At 45.3% G+C, this 17,977-nt stretch carries 13 protein-coding genes; 9 read left to right on the top strand and 4 right to left on the bottom strand.

Going from position 1 to position 17,977, the window contains the following annotated elements; all coding sequences use genetic code 11:
- Window positions 1-76 precede the first annotated feature (76 nt).
- Window positions 77-2,962 (bottom strand): TonB-dependent receptor, encoded by a 2,886-nt coding sequence (locus tag ABWW54_RS05570; protein ID WP_353411006.1) that lies wholly within the window; start codon window positions 2,960-2,962, stop codon window positions 77-79.
- A 311-nt stretch (window positions 2,963-3,273) separates the two neighbouring features.
- Here ABWW54_RS05570 and ABWW54_RS05565 point away from each other — a divergent pair, with 311 nt between their 5' ends.
- Both ABWW54_RS05565 and ABWW54_RS05560 read left to right on the top strand, forming a co-directional pair.
- Entirely contained in the window at window positions 3,274-4,446 is a 1,173-nt protein-coding gene (locus tag ABWW54_RS05565; RefSeq protein WP_353411004.1) for a helix-turn-helix transcriptional regulator, read from the top strand.
- Between the two features lie 199 nt (window positions 4,447-4,645).
- The gene (locus ABWW54_RS05560; protein WP_502907775.1) at window positions 4,646-7,201 is read left to right on the top strand and encodes a glycoside hydrolase family 3 protein; all 2,556 of its coding nucleotides are present in this window, start codon (window positions 4,646-4,648) and stop codon (window positions 7,199-7,201) included.
- A 535-nt stretch (window positions 7,202-7,736) separates the two neighbouring features.
- On the opposite strand, the gene nhaR is transcribed toward ABWW54_RS05560, so the two are convergent.
- A complete protein-coding gene (gene nhaR / locus ABWW54_RS05555) occupies window positions 7,737-8,639 on the bottom strand; it encodes a transcriptional activator NhaR (RefSeq protein ID WP_353411002.1) in 903 nt (300 codons plus the stop codon).
- Window positions 8,640-8,750: 111 nt separating this feature from the next.
- On the opposite strand from nhaR, the gene nhaA reads away from it, so the two are divergent.
- The 3 genes from nhaA to ABWW54_RS05540 all read left to right on the top strand — a co-directional run bounded on the left by nhaA (window position 8,751) and on the right by ABWW54_RS05540 (window position 11,383).
- Window positions 8,751-9,968 carry a Na+/H+ antiporter NhaA gene (gene nhaA, locus ABWW54_RS05550; RefSeq protein ID WP_353411000.1) on the top strand — a complete coding sequence of 406 codons (1,218 nt, stop codon included), beginning with the start codon at window positions 8,751-8,753 and terminating at the stop codon, window positions 9,966-9,968.
- A complete protein-coding gene (locus ABWW54_RS05545; RefSeq protein ID WP_353410998.1) occupies window positions 9,958-10,428 on the top strand; it encodes a Rap1a/Tai family immunity protein in 471 nt (156 codons plus the stop codon). Before nhaA ends, ABWW54_RS05545 begins: the two co-directional genes overlap by 11 nt.
- A gap of 112 nt (window positions 10,429-10,540) precedes the next feature.
- Window positions 10,541-11,383 carry a delta-class carbonic anhydrase gene (locus ABWW54_RS05540; protein WP_353410996.1) on the top strand — a complete coding sequence of 281 codons (843 nt, stop codon included), beginning with the start codon at window positions 10,541-10,543 and terminating at the stop codon, window positions 11,381-11,383.
- Between the two features lie 89 nt (window positions 11,384-11,472).
- Here the strand turns inward: ABWW54_RS05540 and ABWW54_RS05535 are convergent, their stop codons facing one another.
- Window positions 11,473-12,387: a LysR family transcriptional regulator gene (locus ABWW54_RS05535; RefSeq protein WP_353410994.1), complete on the bottom strand. Its 915-nt coding sequence runs from the start codon at window positions 12,385-12,387 to the stop codon at window positions 11,473-11,475.
- 411 nt (window positions 12,388-12,798) lie between these two features.
- A complete protein-coding gene (locus ABWW54_RS05530; protein ID WP_353410992.1) occupies window positions 12,799-14,223 on the bottom strand; it encodes a linalool dehydratase/isomerase domain-containing protein in 1,425 nt (474 codons plus the stop codon).
- 287 nt (window positions 14,224-14,510) lie between these two features.
- On the opposite strand from ABWW54_RS05530, the gene ABWW54_RS05525 reads away from it, so the two are divergent.
- Genes ABWW54_RS05525 through ABWW54_RS05510 form a run of 4 tightly spaced genes read left to right on the top strand, consistent with a single transcriptional unit; the run spans window position 14,511 to window position 17,974 of the window.
- Window positions 14,511-15,467 (top strand): AAA family ATPase, encoded by a 957-nt coding sequence (locus ABWW54_RS05525; RefSeq protein ID WP_353410990.1) that lies wholly within the window; start codon window positions 14,511-14,513, stop codon window positions 15,465-15,467.
- Window positions 15,468-15,500: 33 nt separating this feature from the next.
- On the top strand, window positions 15,501-16,442 hold the full coding sequence (locus ABWW54_RS05520; RefSeq protein ID WP_353410988.1) for a DUF58 domain-containing protein: 942 nt from the start codon (window positions 15,501-15,503) through the stop codon (window positions 16,440-16,442).
- 7 nt (window positions 16,443-16,449) lie between these two features.
- Complete coding sequence (locus ABWW54_RS05515) at window positions 16,450-16,995, top strand: DUF4381 domain-containing protein (RefSeq protein ID WP_353410986.1); 546 nt, start codon at window positions 16,450-16,452, stop codon at window positions 16,993-16,995.
- Complete coding sequence (locus ABWW54_RS05510) at window positions 16,988-17,974, top strand: VWA domain-containing protein (protein WP_353410984.1); 987 nt, start codon at window positions 16,988-16,990, stop codon at window positions 17,972-17,974. Before ABWW54_RS05515 ends, ABWW54_RS05510 begins: the two co-directional genes overlap by 8 nt.
- The last annotated feature ends 3 nt before the right edge of the window (window positions 17,975-17,977 follow it).

Raw genomic sequence — 17,977 nt, 5'->3', positions numbered from 1 at the left:
AGATGGATACTCCACCTGGCCCTAAAACTACCACACAAAATCAATTGCTCACTGATAGGCGGTTCAACCTCTTGATTTAGAACCCATAGCGGAGTCCAAAATTAAACCGAGCACCGGTCTGAGCCGCTTGAATAACTTGCAACGTACTTCTTCCGTACGATCGAGTGGTTTCTTCGGTAATGTTTAGCCCTTCGATAAATACGGTCAAACTGTCACTGATGTTGTAGCTCGCACTAAGATCCCATTGACCAAAGGATTCAACGTTCACTGGGCCTGGAGTTCCTGAAGAAGCACCCGCGGTCCCATTGAAGAAATCATCTCGCCAATTATAGGCAACTCTCACCTGAAGCTTATCGTTTTCATAAAAACCAATCAGGTTGGCAGAATCACTTAGCCCCGTTAAAACAAATTGAGTATCAAGGCTGAAACTATCAAATTCAACATCGCCCTCTACAATCGTCGCATTAGCGATAACACCGAAGCCGCTGTCACCAAATGTTTTTTGCACAGCAACTTCAAAGCCATCAATGGTCCCTTCTTCTTGATTTACCGGTGCTGTGACATCAAACGTCGCCGCTTGACCTGTCAACGGGTGAATCAAGCCAGGAAACAATACTTCGTCCTGCAATGTACTGATGCCAATGAAGTTCTTGACGTCCTTGGTGAAATATCCAACGGAGGCGTAGTCCGCTTCCCCAAAATAGTATTCCACGGACAAATCTATGTTTTTAGACTCGAAAGGCAATAGTTCCGGATTTCCTCGGTTACCGTTACCACCACTTACTCTAAGCAAAGAGTCAATGGTGACTCCGCCTTGGATATCGGTATACGAAGGACGAGTAATCGTCTCACTGTACGATGCTCTGGCGACGAAATTATCGGTAAACGAGATTTTCAAATCCAAATTAGGGAGTACAAAATCATAGTTACCTGTCAACCTTGTAAACGCTTGAATTGGTTGACCGCTGGCATCCACCGCCTGAATTGCATCAAACTCATTGTCGCCCGTTTGAACGATCGAACTGTACGCTGGCACCAAGGCTCTCGATTCCACATCAGTTTCTTCATAGCGAAGACCCGCTTTGACGCTAACAGGATAGTCGCCTAAAGCGAATTCATGGTTAACCTGCACGTACGCCGATGTCGACTCTTCTTTGGTTCGGCGATCAGTTGTAAAGTTAGAACTAGGACACAGTCCATTTCCACAATCACCGCCCGTAGATTCTGTAGAGCCTAATGCTACGGTTCTTGCGGCTACTGCATCTATGTCAAAGACAAAAAAGTCTGTTTGCAGACGTGGGTCATCGCCGTTTGAAATTTGATCAAAGGCTCCGGCTGACGACGCTGGGGTAAGCAAATCGGCTATATCACCAGGTTGGGTCGTCCCACCCCAAGTGTTTCGTTGCACGTTAGAGAATTGAGAGGTGTTTTCAACATCTGTTAATTGAATTCCAAAATCAATACTGCTCGTGTCAGTAAAATCAAAGCGTCCACTTACTTTAGATTGCTCAATCTCCATTTCCGTTGCTTTATTGTCAAAAACACTGCCCGTCACAATAAGATCGTTAGGATCAAGGGATCGACTAAGTCCAAGATTTAAGATTGGTAGATCACCATCGAATATGGCCGTCGTGCGATCTCGCGTAAAGCTCGCGATCGCTAACTGCGAAGCCGTGCCATTGTTTCCGCTAGCTCCGCTTTTAGCATCTGAGTTATGATGATCTAGCGCCAAACTAAGTCGGTCGTTAACCTGCCACTGCACATTAACACCAATTGAGTTATTTTCTGTTCTGACTCCGTCACGACCTGCAGCCATTGCAAAATCAGGCGCCGAACCGACTTCCGTGTATACAACCGGAGAAGCGATTGGTCCCGACGAATACTCAGTCTGTTGCCCGCCATAGTTAAACCAGCCAGAGTAGTTATTAAACGTTCGTTCATAGTCAACTTCTGAATAAGTGTAATCAACCGTGGCTCGGAGATTATCCGTAGGTTGCCACTGCATCGTCAATTGACCATTAATGCGTTCGCGGCTGAATTCTGCGATTTCATAGCCTAGACTTTGGGGTACCGCGTAAATATCAGAATCTCCAGGGCGATTAATCTGATTCGCATCACGTGGTAAGCCACCCCATTGCGCCGTGCCCGACGCCCAGTCTTGGTCTACCGTACCGGCAAAATTATTGTAGTCACCGACCGTACCAGTGTTAACCCCGCTGTCTCTCTGTTGATAGCTACCGCTAATAGCAATACCAAACGTGTCATCGGCAAAGGTGTTGGTGTAGATTCCTGACAATTCAGGAGTAATATCATCGCCTTCGTTCGTTGAAGTGTCATGAACGGCCTTAAGTGATAACACTGATTTTCGACCAGGTGCGTCCAGCGGTTTAGCCGTTTGTATATTTATAGTTGACCCAATACCACCAGTAGGAACGTCGGCATTACCCGTTTTATAGACCTGTACTCCAGCTATTCCTTCAGACGCCAAGTCAGCAAAATCGAACGAACGGCTATCTCCATCATGAGTTGGCATTTGCCGGCCATTCAATGTCACCAGATTGAATTCAGGGCCAAAACCGCGAACGGTAACCTTGCTACCCTCGCCTCTGGAACGATCAATAGATACACCCGTGATCCGCTGTAAAGATTCGGCTAGGTTTGTGTCGGGGAAAACACCGATGTCTTCTGCCGAGATTGCATCCACAATCCCATCTGAGTCTTGTTTAATATCTCTGGCTCGCTTAAGACTGCTTCGATACCCAGTTACTACTACTTCCTCTAGCGTAATGGCTGACTGATCATCCCCATCCTGCTGTTGTGCCAGTAGACTTGTTGGCGCAATCAAACTCGCGCTTAGCGCGAACCCCAACATGGTTGAACGCGTTGTTGATGGCTTGTAAATGGCTGACGTAACTGCTCGTGACAGCCTGGTCCGCTCGCCAAAGCTAATAGTTGACCTCATGAATTCCTCTCTTAAGTGTGATTATATTTTTTTGCTCCTCATTCTAGAGCTCCTCCCGCACCTGAAAAAACGACCTGTGACTTACCCCCACCATCGACTCGTCAGATACGCAACACATAGAAAATCGTCTTTCTACAAAACTCTTTGTGTGACGCTAATTTAAGAAATTCATTGAGCAAGCTCGACCAACTGAGTGCAAATTACGTAATTTGGTCGCCCAAATTATCGAAATTCATTACTTATACTCGCTTTCGAAATAAGATAAGCTCTAGAATCAAAAATAAAAATAATGAGTCAACTTCACACCAAAAATGTCGGACTATATCTTCAATTTTCACGACACAGTGCTACTCGCCACCGGGTTTCAAAGCCTGCTTTTTATCTTTTTAATTTTACTGGTAAAGCACGAGAGACATATTAGTGACTACTTTTTAATTGGTTTCTTTCTTGCGCAGATCGCAATACCTGTACACGTTTTAGTCAACTACAGCGCTGAAATACGTGCAATTGGACTGCAGATTTCACCAAATCTCCTGCATATTTTTGATATTGCCTATTGGATTGAGGGCCCGCTCTTACTTTGGTATACCCGATCGATTTTGTATAAGAATTTCTCCCTCTCAAGGCGAGACCTTCTTTATCTGGTCCCTACTGTCGTTTACTTTCTGTATATTTCGATCAGTTTTTACGCAGCAGACACAACGACGAAGTTAAGCTACGTAGCACTGGAACAAGACGTAACCGCGCCCTCTCTTATCCATTCAATCGAGGCAATACGCGAAGGGCTTCGAGTCTTTTTTGGGGTGCTCTGTCTGATTGACATACGCCGGGCCCGCAATGAGCTCAGAGACCGTTTCTCAAACATTGAAAAGATTGATATTGGTTGGTTGAGTATTTTGGTCATCGCGTTTACGGCCGTGCGAGCTTGGTTCCTGTTCGTCGTGGTCGCCGCATTCTTTGTTCCTAACTTAGGAGAATCAATTTTCAATTATTTGGGGTTAGGTGGTAATTACCTTACCTTTGCCCTCATCACCACATTGATGTTCTTGAGCCTTCAACGTTCAACAATTTTCGACGGTCACATGACTGAGCAAGATAAAAGCTCTGAAAATGAAGATGAAGATATAGATCCTGAGCTGGCTAGAAAGATCGAAGAGCATATGCGAATCGAAAAGCCCTACCTATTACCATTGCTCAACCTTGAACAACTTGCATCGCAACTATCAATGCACCCCAGAGCCCTCTCTGTCGCAATCAAGAGGCACTTTAAGACTAATTTTTATGAATTTGTTAATTCATATCGAATTAACGAAGCAAAGGTCATACTTTCCAATCCAGCGCTCAAACATAAAACCATGATAGAAATTTCAGGTGAGTGTGGATTCAACAGCAAGGCTACCTACAATTCGTTCTTCAAAAAATTGGTGGGATCCACTCCCACGCAGTTCCGTGCTGAAAATCTGACTGAGACCTCTAAGAGTTAATTATCTCACCGCTATTTGATCGACCAAATTACTGAATATTCGGTAATTTGGTCGACCCGATCATCAGTTATGCGAACATCTAGGTCTTCATTAGTTTTTAAAAAGATCGTGCTATTTCATGGGATATTCAAACAGATACAAACGACACAAAGGCAAACCAGTTAAACAGCTTGCCGCTACAATGGCTATTTGGGCGGGCATGGGCCTTCTCCTTAGTGCCTGTTCACATCCAAACTCCTTACCGACCTCGAATTCTGATGATGGCATCGATGCCAGTAAGAAAGTAGCCACCTCACAGAGGTCGACGAACTCTGATATCTGGCCCGCATTGGACTATTCACGCATTCAAGATACTAAGATCGAGCACAAAATAACTGAAATTCTGTCCTCCATGACTCTTGAGCAAAAGATTGCTCAAATGATACAACCGGAAATCCGTGATTTCACCGTAGAAGACATGCGCAAATATGGATTTGGATCATTTCTCAACGGAGGTGGCGCATTTCCTAACAACAATAAACACGCAACCCCTCAAGACTGGATCACCTTAGCGGAAAACATGTATCAAGCCTCTGTAGATGATTCTCTGGACGGTTCGACGATACCTGCAATCTGGGGTACAGATGCTGTGCACGGGCACAATAACGTTATCGGAGCCACATTGTTTCCTCATAACATCGGACTTGGCGCTGCCAATAACCCGTCACTAATCGAAAAAATTGCCGAAGCCACGGCACGTGAAGTTATGGCCACAGGCATCGACTGGGTATTTGCGCCAACGGTAGCCGTGGTGCGAAACGATCGCTGGGGAAGAACCTATGAAGGTTATTCAGAAGACCCAGACATCGTTAAAAGCTATTCAGAAGCGATCGTCAAAGGTCTACAAGGGCCAGTTGATGGCGACTTTCTAAGCGATCGACGCGTTATTTCAACGGTAAAACATTTTCTAGGAGATGGAGGTACGCAAAACGGCGTTGATCAAGGCAATAATATTGACGATGAGCAAGCCTTATTTAACGTTCATGCTCAAGGATACGTCGGGGGATTGTCGGCAGGCGCACAAACGGTGATGGCATCATTCAATAGCTGGAATGGTCAAAAAATGCATGGGCACCACTACCTTCTAACTGAAATCTTAAAAGGAAAAATGGGGTTTGACGGCTTCGTCGTTGGGGACTGGCTTGGCCATGGTCAAATTCCAGGCTGTACAAACGAAAACTGCAGCAAAACCATCAATGCTGGGTTGGACGTATTTATGGCCTCGGGTGATTCCTGGAAACCTCTCATGAAGAACACCATTGCTCAGGTTAAAAATGGTGAAATACCAGAAAGCAGAATCAATGACGCCGTCAGCCGAATATTAAGAGTCAAACTTCGAGCAGGCGTGTTTGAAAAACCGAGCCCCGCCAACAGACCCTTATCAGGCAAACTCGACATAATTGGCTCTAAGGAACATAGAGATATAGCCCGTCAAGCCGTGCGTGAGTCATTAGTCTTGTTAAAAAATAAGGGGGACGTGCTCCCAATTGATCCTAGCAAACGTATTTTGGTCGCTGGAGATGCCGCTGATAACATTGGCAAACAGTCCGGTGGCTGGACTATAACTTGGCAAGGAACCAATAACACGAATGATGATTTTCCCGGTGGCACATCTATTTTCGATGGACTGAAACAGGCGATAAACTCCGCTGGCGGAAAAATTGAACTGTCTGAAGATGGAAGTTACAAAACGAGACCTGACGTGGCAATCGTTGTCTTTGGAGAAGAACCTTACGCTGAGGGAGTGGGCGACGTTAATAACTTAGCGTATCAACACAGCAATAAGACAGACTTAGCAATTCTCAAGAAACTTAAATCAGCTGGAATTCCCGTGGTTTCCGTATTCATATCAGGTCGTCCGCTTTATGTAAATGCCGAGATCAACGCCTCAGACGCATTTGTCGCGGCATGGCTTCCGGGGAGTGAAGGCATAGGAGTAAGTGATGTGATTTTAAGCAATCCGGCAAGCGCGATAAAGCACGATTTCACCGGCCGACTATCTTACTCTTGGCCAGCATCTGCGACTCAATCGCAGGTAAACAGATACGACGAAGACTACGCCCCACTATTGCCTTACGGTTATGGACTTAGCTATTCATCTAAGCCCCATGAAGACTGGCCAACGCTAAATCAGCCTCTGAATGTCGAACAATTAAAAGAGAGTGAAGAGTCCAATATCGTGATATTTAAGAAACTCGTTGGGCCAAACTTTTCGGCAATCGCAAAAGACAAAAATAATTCTACTGAGATGACCAGTAATGTATTGGCAATCGATGGAATGACTGTCAGAACCATCGATAAAACAGTGCAAGAAGATGCACGACAGATAACCTTCGAATCCAAACAAGATGCGGCCTTTGCATTTAACAGCGGCTCAATATTAGATCTGACAAACCAACGGAAAGCTAAGCAATCGCTATTTTTAAACATTCGTTTAGACAGCGATATTGTGGCACCTGTCACAGTCGGCATGGAGTGTGGCGTTGACTGCTCCGGAGCAATAGACCTATCCAATGATCTACAAAAGCTGGCTAAGCATGAATGGCAAGAACTCAATATTAGCCTAGCATGCTTCGAAAAACATGGCGTTCAACTGGATCGTGTGACGTCGCCGTTTGTACTTCGATCAAACAACGCCATGCAACTATCGATCTCAGAAATATCCTTCAGAAACACGCCCAACGTAGACGAATGCCATTCGTCTATTTCGCCTTAGCAAGAGAGATTCCTTCTTGGGGCTGCCGATATACGGTGGCCTTTTTTTTGCTCTGCATTTCGTCGTGGAACCCTGCAGCATCTAACTCATTGGCCACAGTCTTTAAGGCTTGATTACAGTGTCTTACACTCCATCAATCAGTTTTCGTTGCTTTTAAGAGCCCTTCTATTAAACAACGCCCTAAGGACAACCCAACGCTTATGCCTGCGACTGGAGACCCCGAAACATCCTACTTTTCGACCGTTCTTAGTCTTTTCTTATGTTTCAGCAACAAAGATCATAAGGTTTTATCGAACAATAATTACGTTTATATCTGTTTTATATACCTACAATCATCGCCATATACATACCTATACACAGATTAAGTGATACACAAACCAACTCTAACCAGGTAACCACTATGGCAATCATGATTTACGTAACGCTGATTCTTCTTGGACTAAATGCTTATATAGAAGTCACTAAGTGATAGACAATGATCTTGGGTCGACTAGACTTACCGTATCCCTCGCCTCTTCGCGAGGGACTTACTCTTCTAGTCATTGGCAAGTATCCTTTGCGCTGCCTTTAACACAATATCGACCGCTGGGTGTTTAATCTTGCGTTCGGGTGAGATGCCGTAAATACGATCCGAAACCTCGGTGATTCGGCCTATAATACCAACATCAAACTGGTCTAACACATCTCGTTCAACGGCCGTTGCAACGCAAAATATCCCTCTCCCTGTTTGTCCAAAAAACTTCAACAATGCGCTGTCTTCAAATTCAGCCACAATCTTGGGTGAAATTTTAGACTGCACAAACCAAGATTCGAGGTTTTGATGCAAGGCTGAGTTCTTTCCCGGCATCAAAAAAGGCGCTCGATTCAAAGATTCAGGAAAATCAGGTAGATATTTCGAGCATTCCTCTTTACGTGCAAAAAAAGTAACGCCTGTCTGGCCCAAATAATTGTTTATCGCTCGAACACTAACCCCGACAGGCAAAGGTTGATCAGAAATAATGAGATCCAATTTGTTTACAGATAAATCCGCTAACAGGCTCGATAAATCTCCTTCATGGCACTCAATAACAAAACTATTTTCTAGATCAAAGCAATCATTGAGCATCTCAAAAGCCATTACTTTTGGAATAGCATCAACCACTCCCACATTAAAATTTGCTACTTGAGCGGTATCGTGTGAAGCCAAAGTTCGAGATAGCTCACTTCCTAAATTAAATATATCATCCGCATACCTCAACGTAATTTGCCCTAGACTATTGGGTTCAAGCCTCTTGCCTTGCCTCGTAAACAATGGGGCTCCAATGTATTCCTCAAACGTCGCAAGCTGACCACTCACGGTTTGAGGTGTAACATTCAATACCTGCGCAGCCCGAGTCACGCTTCCTTCGCGCGCAACGGCGTAGAAATATTGCAAATGATTAAAATTAAGTTGTTTCACCGACACTAGCCTCGCCCAATATTCGACAGAACCTGATAATATTTAAATTTAGTTCGAATATAAAGAAGTTATTTTGCCTTCATACTTATGCCTCAATATTTTGAGGAAACAATGAACGCAAAAAAGATTATTCAGCACCCTTCATTCGGCGGCGCACTACTCGTTTTCGCCGCGCTCGTCGCAATGATGTTAGCGAACTCTCCGGCTTATGACGCATACCGAGGCTTTCTTTCCATTCCCGTGGAAGTTGTCTTTGGGAACTTTGAAATCTCCAAACCGCTCCTACTTTGGGTGAATGACGGACTGATGGCACTTTTTTTCCTATTGATCGGTCTTGAGGTGAAACGCGAGGTTTTGATTGGAGACCTATCAACGCCACAGCAAGTATTATTACCGGCCGTGGCTGCAATCGCCGGTATCGCATTCCCCGCACTGATTTACTTGTTTTTCAACTCGGAAGACCCAATTGGAATTCGCGGATGGGCAATCCCGTCAGCAACCGACATTGCCTTTGCGCTAGGCGTGTTCAGCCTTTTTGGAACTCGACTGCCCGTTTCCCTGAAACTGTTTTTGCTTAGTGTTGCAATTTTCGACGATATCGGCGCCATTGTTATTATCGCCCTATTCTATTCTGCAGACCTCTCTACCTTGTCTCTAGGAATTAGTTTGGTTGGCTTAACAATGCTGTTTTTACTCAATCGCTTTAGGGTGAACAATCTCGTGCCCTATACCCTGATTGGATTAGTTGTCTGGGCAGCTGTACTTAAATCAGGAGTTCACGCCACACTGGCTGGATTTGCCATAGCGTGGTTTATCCCGTTAAAGCTAAAGAACGACGACGGACACGAAATGCTGCCTCATCTGGAACACGGGTTACACCCTTGGATAGCATTTTTTGTACTGCCACTCTTTGCCTTCGCCAACGCGGGAGTTCATTTGGGCGACATTGATCTAACCACATTACTCAATCCGATCACCCTTGGTATAGCGCTGGGATTATTCGTCGGCAAGCAAATAGGAATATTTGGCGTGTGTTGGGCCGTGATAAAGCTAAAACTGACGTCGTTGCCTAAAGACGCCACATGGTCTCAGTTTTACGGAGTCACCCTGCTTTGTGGTATTGGCTTCACTATGAGCCTTTTTATTGGAACTTTGGCGTTTGAAGATCAAGCAATGGCGTACCAAACCACGGTGAAACTTGGTGTCATCATTGGCTCACTTGCCTCGGCGGCCCTAGCAATTTTTGTACTAAATTCATCTAAAGAACAACACCTAGAGAACAACACCACTCACCATCACAAACTATTGGAGAATCACAATGAAACATAGACTAGCTGCTCTTGCATTCGTAGTATTCGCGCTGGCGATCCTTGGTGCCGTTGAAGCCAACGAGGGTCGACCACTAACATCTAAAATCACTGGATTAGACACAGATGATCCTTCGACGACACAAGTACTGAAGTGTAAAGATGACTCACAATCAATGTCCGCATGCCGATCCTTTATCAAAGGCTTCATACAAGGAGCGCTTTTGACCGATACGGCGATCATTGAGTCAATTACACTGGCCGAAACCACCTACGCTGAACGCGCACTACGAACTCGTCTAGGCAATCGTGGCGGTCGTTCAGCAACCGAGTTAGCTGGCTTTTGCTTACCTGCACATCAAACAATCCTTGAACTCGCCGAAGAAACGCTCGAGCACGTCAAAAATGCCGAACGAAACTCAGAACAATTGGCAAAAAAAGTTTATCAATCCCTGAAAATAGACTACCCGTGTGACAGGTGATTCTGCCCCACCGAACTAAATACACTGCAATAACTGGATTTTCACCATCGTAGAGGTAAACTCTCCCCCTACATAAATCGAGACTAATCCAAACGTCCAATCAGAGGGTACTATGAAACCAAACCGTCTTTTTAGAAACGCCATGGTCGCCACGGCCATTCTTTCCCTACTTAGTATGACCAGCCAAGCGATCGCTGATGGGCATGGTAAACACAGTGAATCTAACCCAGGCTCAGTTTGTCAGGGCTACGCTGGCCAAACGCCCAGAGACATTGATTCTAAGGCAGGCAGCAACTCCGTTGTTTTCGATTTGGCGCCACCGTCGAGTGAAATGAATTTGTGTAACATTCATTTTCATGCCAACGCCGAACATAAAGCCAAAGACTTCGCTATTTACGCGGGCGACGGCCAAGATGGATACGGAAGTGGGTATCAATGTGGTATTTCAAAGAGTTTAACTGAAGCTGAATTAAAGGCGCCCTCTAATGAAGTCTGCAAGGGTTTAAAACCGGGTGACACAATAGAAGTACATTGGGTACATACTAGTTGCGATGTGTCACCAGGACCGGGACTCGGATCTTGCTTGTCCGAAGCCTGCGCAAATCCAGACCTACGTGTAGAGACTCAGGTATTTACGTTGGTTAACGACGACGGCGCTTTAAATTTTAATGATCTCTCATATCAAGGAAATCAGCAAAATGGATTTCATCAAGCAAAGGGGCTACCCGACACCACAGGAATACCCGTTGAGTTCATGGGCTCAACGACCGGCCCGAAATACAGTGAACAGGCCTGCTCGCCACTTCAAGTGACGTGGAGTGTGCGCCCACAATGCGCAAAACTAAACATAAACACGATTGGAAAGTGGTGCGAAAGCAATGTATTCAAAGAAAACAAAGCGCATGGAGTGCGCAAACTTGTCACCGATGCACGGCTTCTAGCCCCGATAAAATAGGCTCAACGACAGTCTGTATAGGGTGCTAAAACTAGCGCTCTATACAGATGTTTACATTAGAAGCTTAGAGCAACCTTAGTCAGGCAGCGTCATTGATCATCAAAAGTATCAAGAAGCAACGCTATGAAATGACTCACGCGGTTAGGAAGATAGCTTTTACTCGGATAAACCGCAAATAGGTCCGCACTATTTTGATCTCGATCGGAAAAGTAGTCTGGCCGATGCTCCTCCATGAAAATTTCCAACAGCCCATTGTCCACGTCTGACTTGATATCAAGGTAAGATTTAAGAGCAATACCATTACCATCCAATGCCCACTGCCGAATCATAGCCCCATCATTTGACGTCAAGGTAGGATGGATAATCATTGAAGTATTATTCCCATTTTTAACGAAATGCCATGTGTTCAAGCTTTGGTCCTCCCTTGCAAGCCCTAAACATTGATGGTTCACCAAATCTTCAGGTGAAAGAGGAGTTCCGTTCTTTGCTAAATAATCTGGCGATGCAAACAACACCCTTCGATTGGCACAGAGTCGGCGAGCCACCATCCTGTTGTCGGCCAACCCACCAAACCTGATAGCAAGGTCATAGTCTCCCTCAACCAAATTTGCAACGTGATCCATGAGTTGTAAGTGAGCGCTGACTTTAGGGTGTCTTCGAACAAACTCACTCAATACCGGGGACACGTACTGTTTCCCAATATCAACCGTTGCCGTTATCTTTAGATGACCTTTTAGTTCACCGTCGATACTGGTTAGACTCTCGTCTGCCAGATGTACTTCTTCTATTATTTTCAAGCAATGCTTGTAATATAGGGCCCCTTCGTCAGTTAAGGATATTTGCCTGGTCGTGCGAGTTAACAACCGAACGCCGTAAGCGGATTCTAAGCGGTTTAATCTGGCGGTCACGCTGGCAGGCGACATTCCAAGCTTACGGCCGGCAATCGCCATTCCCTTAAGCTTCACCACCGTTACAAATAGTTCGATATCCCCTAATTTATCCATACTATTTAGAATTTCTGAATAATGATTTCACTATAATCTATCTTGTCTGAATGCCAAGTCAATCGTATTCTGTCTGTATAGGAAAGAAACAGCCACAAAATGCTAAAAGCAGGTTTAGGTATGTTTTGAAGGCAGACAAACTGTTTTGTAGTCAGTGGTCAGAACGGCAACCCCCGTTTATTCCTATATTAGAGTTGAATTTATTACTTATCGCTTTTCCAACCCTGGCGATAATAACCCCGAATTCAACTGCAATTGAGTAGTGCGGCTTACTGTATTTTTCAAATAAAATTCGAAGTCGCGCTACTGATTTTTTCCTATGCGACCATTTCTCAATCAATCCTACGAGCTTCTTGCAACTCAATACTTTTCACCTAGATTCAACCCAATTAGAAGCATTGGCCTAATCCCCTACTCGTTCTCAACGTCTTTCGGCCGAACCAAACCGACATCGCAACGACTATTTGATCGACCTAGATCAGAAGTACTACAACGGTTCGTATTCTGATCGTGCTCCATTCTGATGGATTGATAACGGCCCCAATAACACGCGGGGCATGCCCTGGACAAAGGAGCACTTGGCACCACGTCCAAAGCGCCGTCTTTACTGCTAAAGACATGCTGTGGCAAAATCTGTGACCAAGTGATCCCATCTACATTTGGAATATCGCGTGTTTTATCCAATGAAGGCCAAGCATATTCAAATATTGCCTCCCAGCCCAAGTGAACCTTACTGGCTAAGATTACACCATTAATCAACACACTATTAGGGTCGTCGTACGCCAATCCGTCATTTTGGGGGTCCGCTCCCAAGCCTCCAAATTTATCAATTGAGTTTCGCAATTTATTAAAAAGCTCAACATCCTTATGTTCCTTCGCTGCCCACATTGCAAAAATTTGCGCAACTTGGTCTGGGTCCCCGGACTCTCTCTCCTTAACAGCCGCGTAGGGACCAAATTGCTCAACAAACGTATCTTTGAATGAAGGATAGACACTCTTAAATTCGTCTCCTAAAAAGGGGTTGAGAAACGAAAGTATCCAAGCGTTGGCATAACCACTCAGTTGCTTCTTCACTAAATCATGGTTCGGTAGATAGGCTCTGTAAAACAACCCTGTTTCCGGATCGCTCATTCGCCGTTCTATAAATTCAATCGACCACTGAACTTCATTTTCCGTATAGCGCGTCCCATACAAATGATCGTACACAAGCAGGCTCATCATCCCTATCGCATTACACTCCACAAACCAAGCGCCCGGTTCACAGGTCACGCCTTCATACTCACCACGATGATGAATTCTCATTTCCTCCACGAGCTGCTTTGTTAGCCAGGTATACTCCAATTCATAACGAGTATCATTGGTGGCCAGCTGATAAAGCCCGTACATTAGATTGAGATGCCCTTTGTACATTATATTTTGTACCGTGATAGGGTCTGAGCCAAACCCCCGTTCGGTAAAATCCGACCAAACACGCTTTGACTTCATCTTCCAAATCATCGTATCCATCAATGCTTGATAACGCGTTCTATTATCGGGATCGATCATGATCAGGGATGGTATTCCGTAAGCAGCAAACGCAATTGAGTACTTCCAGAAATCCTGGTGGTCGGTGTTCCAGCCGTTAAACTCATCGCCATGAAGTGACAGACTAAAAAAAGTTTCTTCAACGGATATTAATTGTCCAAGTTCATCGTCCTGCAACTGTCGACTACCAACCGGTTCGAAATACGATGAAGAATCTGGCATTCCAAGCGGCAATAGGTAAATCGTAGCAAAACCGAGCGCCAATAAAATCATTAGAAAGACAAGAAATTTTGATGATCGAGTCACTGTCATTGTTGCGCACCTATTTTGGCTTATACACCGATCAGGCTACGCCTAATGGGTGAGGCAACTCAATGTTATTTACGGTCTTATCTATGTTATTTGCGGACGTGTATCCAAATTAGCTTTCCAAGCCATAAAAATTGAATAGAATGCCGTGATTGAAAGCTCAATGCTTTTAGATATTTTTCTATGGATTTTGTTGAAAAATAAAATTTAGGATTTATTACTTATCAATCGAGAGCTCTGCAAGCACGCTCCAACGTTACTGATGATTTTACAAACACACGGTTCACTGAATGTATTCCTCTTTTAACTCACTGCGCGAATGGCTATCTAGCTTAATCGTCGGCCAACCTTTGTTAGTTGAACGCTTACTAATAACACTTCTGGCAGACGGACACCTACTGGTTGAGGGCGCCCCAGGTTTAGCGAAAACAAAAGCCATAAAAACACTTTCTGAAGGGATTGAAGGAAGCTTTCAACGCATCCAGTTCACTCCAGACCTACTCCCATCCGATATTACCGGAACGGAGATATATCGACCTGAAACGGGCTCATTCAAATTTCAAGCCGGGCCGATATTTCATAATTTGGTCCTAGCAGATGAAATCAACCGTGCCCCCGCAAAAGTTCAATCTGCATTGCTTGAAGCCATGGCCGAGAGACAAATCACGGTTGGCCGCGAAACCATGGACTTGCCAAACCTGTTTTTGGTCATGGCCACACAAAACCCGATTGAGCAAGAAGGAACATACCCTCTCCCTGAAGCTCAGTTAGACAGATTTCTTATGCATGTACAAGTTGGCTACCCTGACGAGAGCGCGGAACGTGACATTTTAGCGCTCGCTCGCGGAGAAGCATTAGAATCCGCGTTGCCCAATTTAGCGGAAGAAATAAAACAAAGCTCTATTTTGGAGGCTCGCAAACAAGTACTAAAACTTCATATGTCGGAGGCCGTCGAGGAATATATCGTGCAGCTTATTCTTGCAACTCGTAAACCAGAGAAGTATGGCAGCGAATTGGGTAAGTGGCTGGAGTTTGGAGCCAGTCCCCGAGCAACCCTTGCGTTAGATCGGTGCTCTAGAGCACACGCATGGCTTAATGAACGAGACTATGTCTCACCTGATGACGTCCAAGCTATTGCTCATGATTGTTTACGCCACAGACTCATTCTAAGTTACGAAGCGGAAGCAGAAGGCATCACCAGTGACGATTTGATTGACACATTGCTCTCACGCGTGCCCATCGCGTAATCGCAAGCACTGCGGATTTTCTGGAATAGCAATGTGAACACACCACTCTCGCATAAAGACGCTTCGGTCCACGGGATAATTACGGACCAACAAAAATTGCTAGTCTCAAGGCATTGGGCACGCAAATTAGCGCTTTTTTCAAGTAAGGCTGCTACCAGTGCTTTGCTGGGTAACACTCGTTCTCGTTTTCGAGGTCGGGGTATGGAGTTTGAAGAAGTCAGGCGCTATCAGCCTGGCGACGACATCCGCACTATTGACTGGAAAGTCACGGCTCGAGCCAGTGGAACGTACACAAAACTGTTCCGAGAAGAACGCGAGCGACCATGCCACATCATCGTCGATCAACGCAGTGCCATGTTTTTTGGTTCAACTCAGCAATTCAAATCGGTTTTGGCGGCCGAATTAGCAACGGCCTTGGCATGGGCGAGCTTAGCCTCAGGAGACCGAATTGGCGGCCAAGTGATTGGTGACACCGTTGAATTGGATGTTCGAGCAAAGAATAATCGACATGCTGTCATGAAGTTAATTCACAACATCCATACGCTTAATACCCAACTGCTTGAACAACCTACTTCTGTTGCCAACTCAAAACTGTCTTTGACTCACTGCCTAAACGAATGCTCTCGCGTTGTACGCCCGGGTTCAGCGGTTTTCGTGATCAGCGATTTTAATGACCTCAATTCGGATTCATTGAAGATTCTGACTACCATTTCACAACACAACGATTTGACGCTAGTTCATGTTTTTGACCCCATTGAACAAGCTCTGCCGCAACGCAGCACCCTGCCCGTTAGTAACGGGCTGGAGTCCAAAAACGTCTCCATCAGCGGTAAGGTCCATCAAACGTATAAAGATTCTTTCAATACTCACGCGGAGTTAATCAGCCGCGCGGCCGCACTTGCTAAAGCCCACTTGATGAAGGCCAGTACCACAGTCAGTGCCAAAGACAGTCTTATTCAGGCCTATCGCGGTTAATCAGCTAATGAATCAAGAGACACTGGAAGCGCTGAAAGCCAATCTACGAGACGTGCATTTACCGCCTGAAATTAGTTGGTGGCCATGGGCTCCAATTTGGTGGGTTTTATTGGCCGTACTGACAGCATCACTCTTTTACATTCTACTTTTTACATTAGAATATCGCCGGCGACACCGTTACAAGAAGAGCGCGTTAACTCAATTAAAAAACCATTTCTCGACCTGGAAGAAAACAGAAAATTCAGAGACTTACGCAACAAACGCAAATCAAATTCTTCGTAGATGTTGCGCACAGGTTCATTCTGAAAACACCCAAATGAGCCAGCTTGAGACGCCTTTTCTCAACGCGCTTGATTCAGGGTCGACGTTCACACTAAGCGACAATGCGATAGCAGCGTTGCTAAAAGAACGTCACAAGCCTGAACCGAACATCAATGTTGAGGAACTCCATCAGGAAGTGTCAAGTTGGATTAAAAAAGCCAAACCTGAACAAAGTAGACGTAAATTTTCAAACATACTCCGACTTTTTAGCAAGGAGCATAAGCATGATTAATTTGCACTGGCCAGCGCTTCTTGTGCTCATTCCTCTGCCGTTTTTAGTGAGGATGATGTTACAGGAAAAGAATTCTACCTCCGGTGCTATTAAAGTTCCGTTTTATCAAATTTTGACAGCGCTTGATAGCAATGTTAACTCTCACGTTTCGTTTAAAATTGTCAGTATTTCGTTGCTTTGGCTGGCTTGGACATGTCTTGTTATTGCATCCGCTAGACCAAGCTGGATTGGCGATCCCATCACGTTGCCGCAGGATCGGCGTGATTTACTGTTAGCCGTCGATATCTCCAATTCGATGCGAGAAGCAGACATGTTGATAAATAATCAATACGTGGAACGAGTTACCGCGGTTAAAGCCGTGGTTGGAGACTTTGTTCAAAATCGAACCGGAGATCGACTAGGGCTGATTTTGTTCGGGGAGCAAGCCTATCTGCAAACACCACTCACGCATGATCGAGAGACGGTGAAACAACAGCTTCAAGAGGCTCAACCAGGGTTCGCGGGGCGCGCAACGGCCATTGGCGATGCGATAGGCTTAGCAATAAAGCGTTTACGCGACCGCCCAACGGAAAGTCGGGTCCTGATATTGCTAACCGATGGGGCTAACTCCGCGGGCAGTGACCCCAATCAAGCAGCTACCATTGCGGCGGAAGCTGGCATTCGAATCCACACGGTCGGCGTTGGCGCTAAAAGTAAAAAGGTCCGCGATCGTTTTGGCCGAATCAGAGACGTTAATGTGCGTAACCAAATTGATGAGACCAGCCTTCAAAATATAGCGTCCACCACCGGCGGTCAGTTCTTCAGAGCGGTCGACCCTAGATCTCTCATAGAGATTTATAAAAAACTTGATGAGCTTGAACCTAAGCCTCAAGAGCAAACGTTTCGCCAACAGAAAAGCCTAATTCATTGGCCCATCGCTATCGCAATCTTACTATTAATTCTGGTCGCTCTAATTCGACGTCAGGCGCTAGGGAGGTAATCG

It is taken from the genome of Arenicella sp. 4NH20-0111, assembly GCF_040366405.1.
Lineage (GTDB): Bacteria > Pseudomonadota > Gammaproteobacteria > Arenicellales > Arenicellaceae > Arenicella.
Note: the sequence above shows the minus strand (reverse complement) of the source record. Positions and strands in the feature narration are given on the sequence as shown.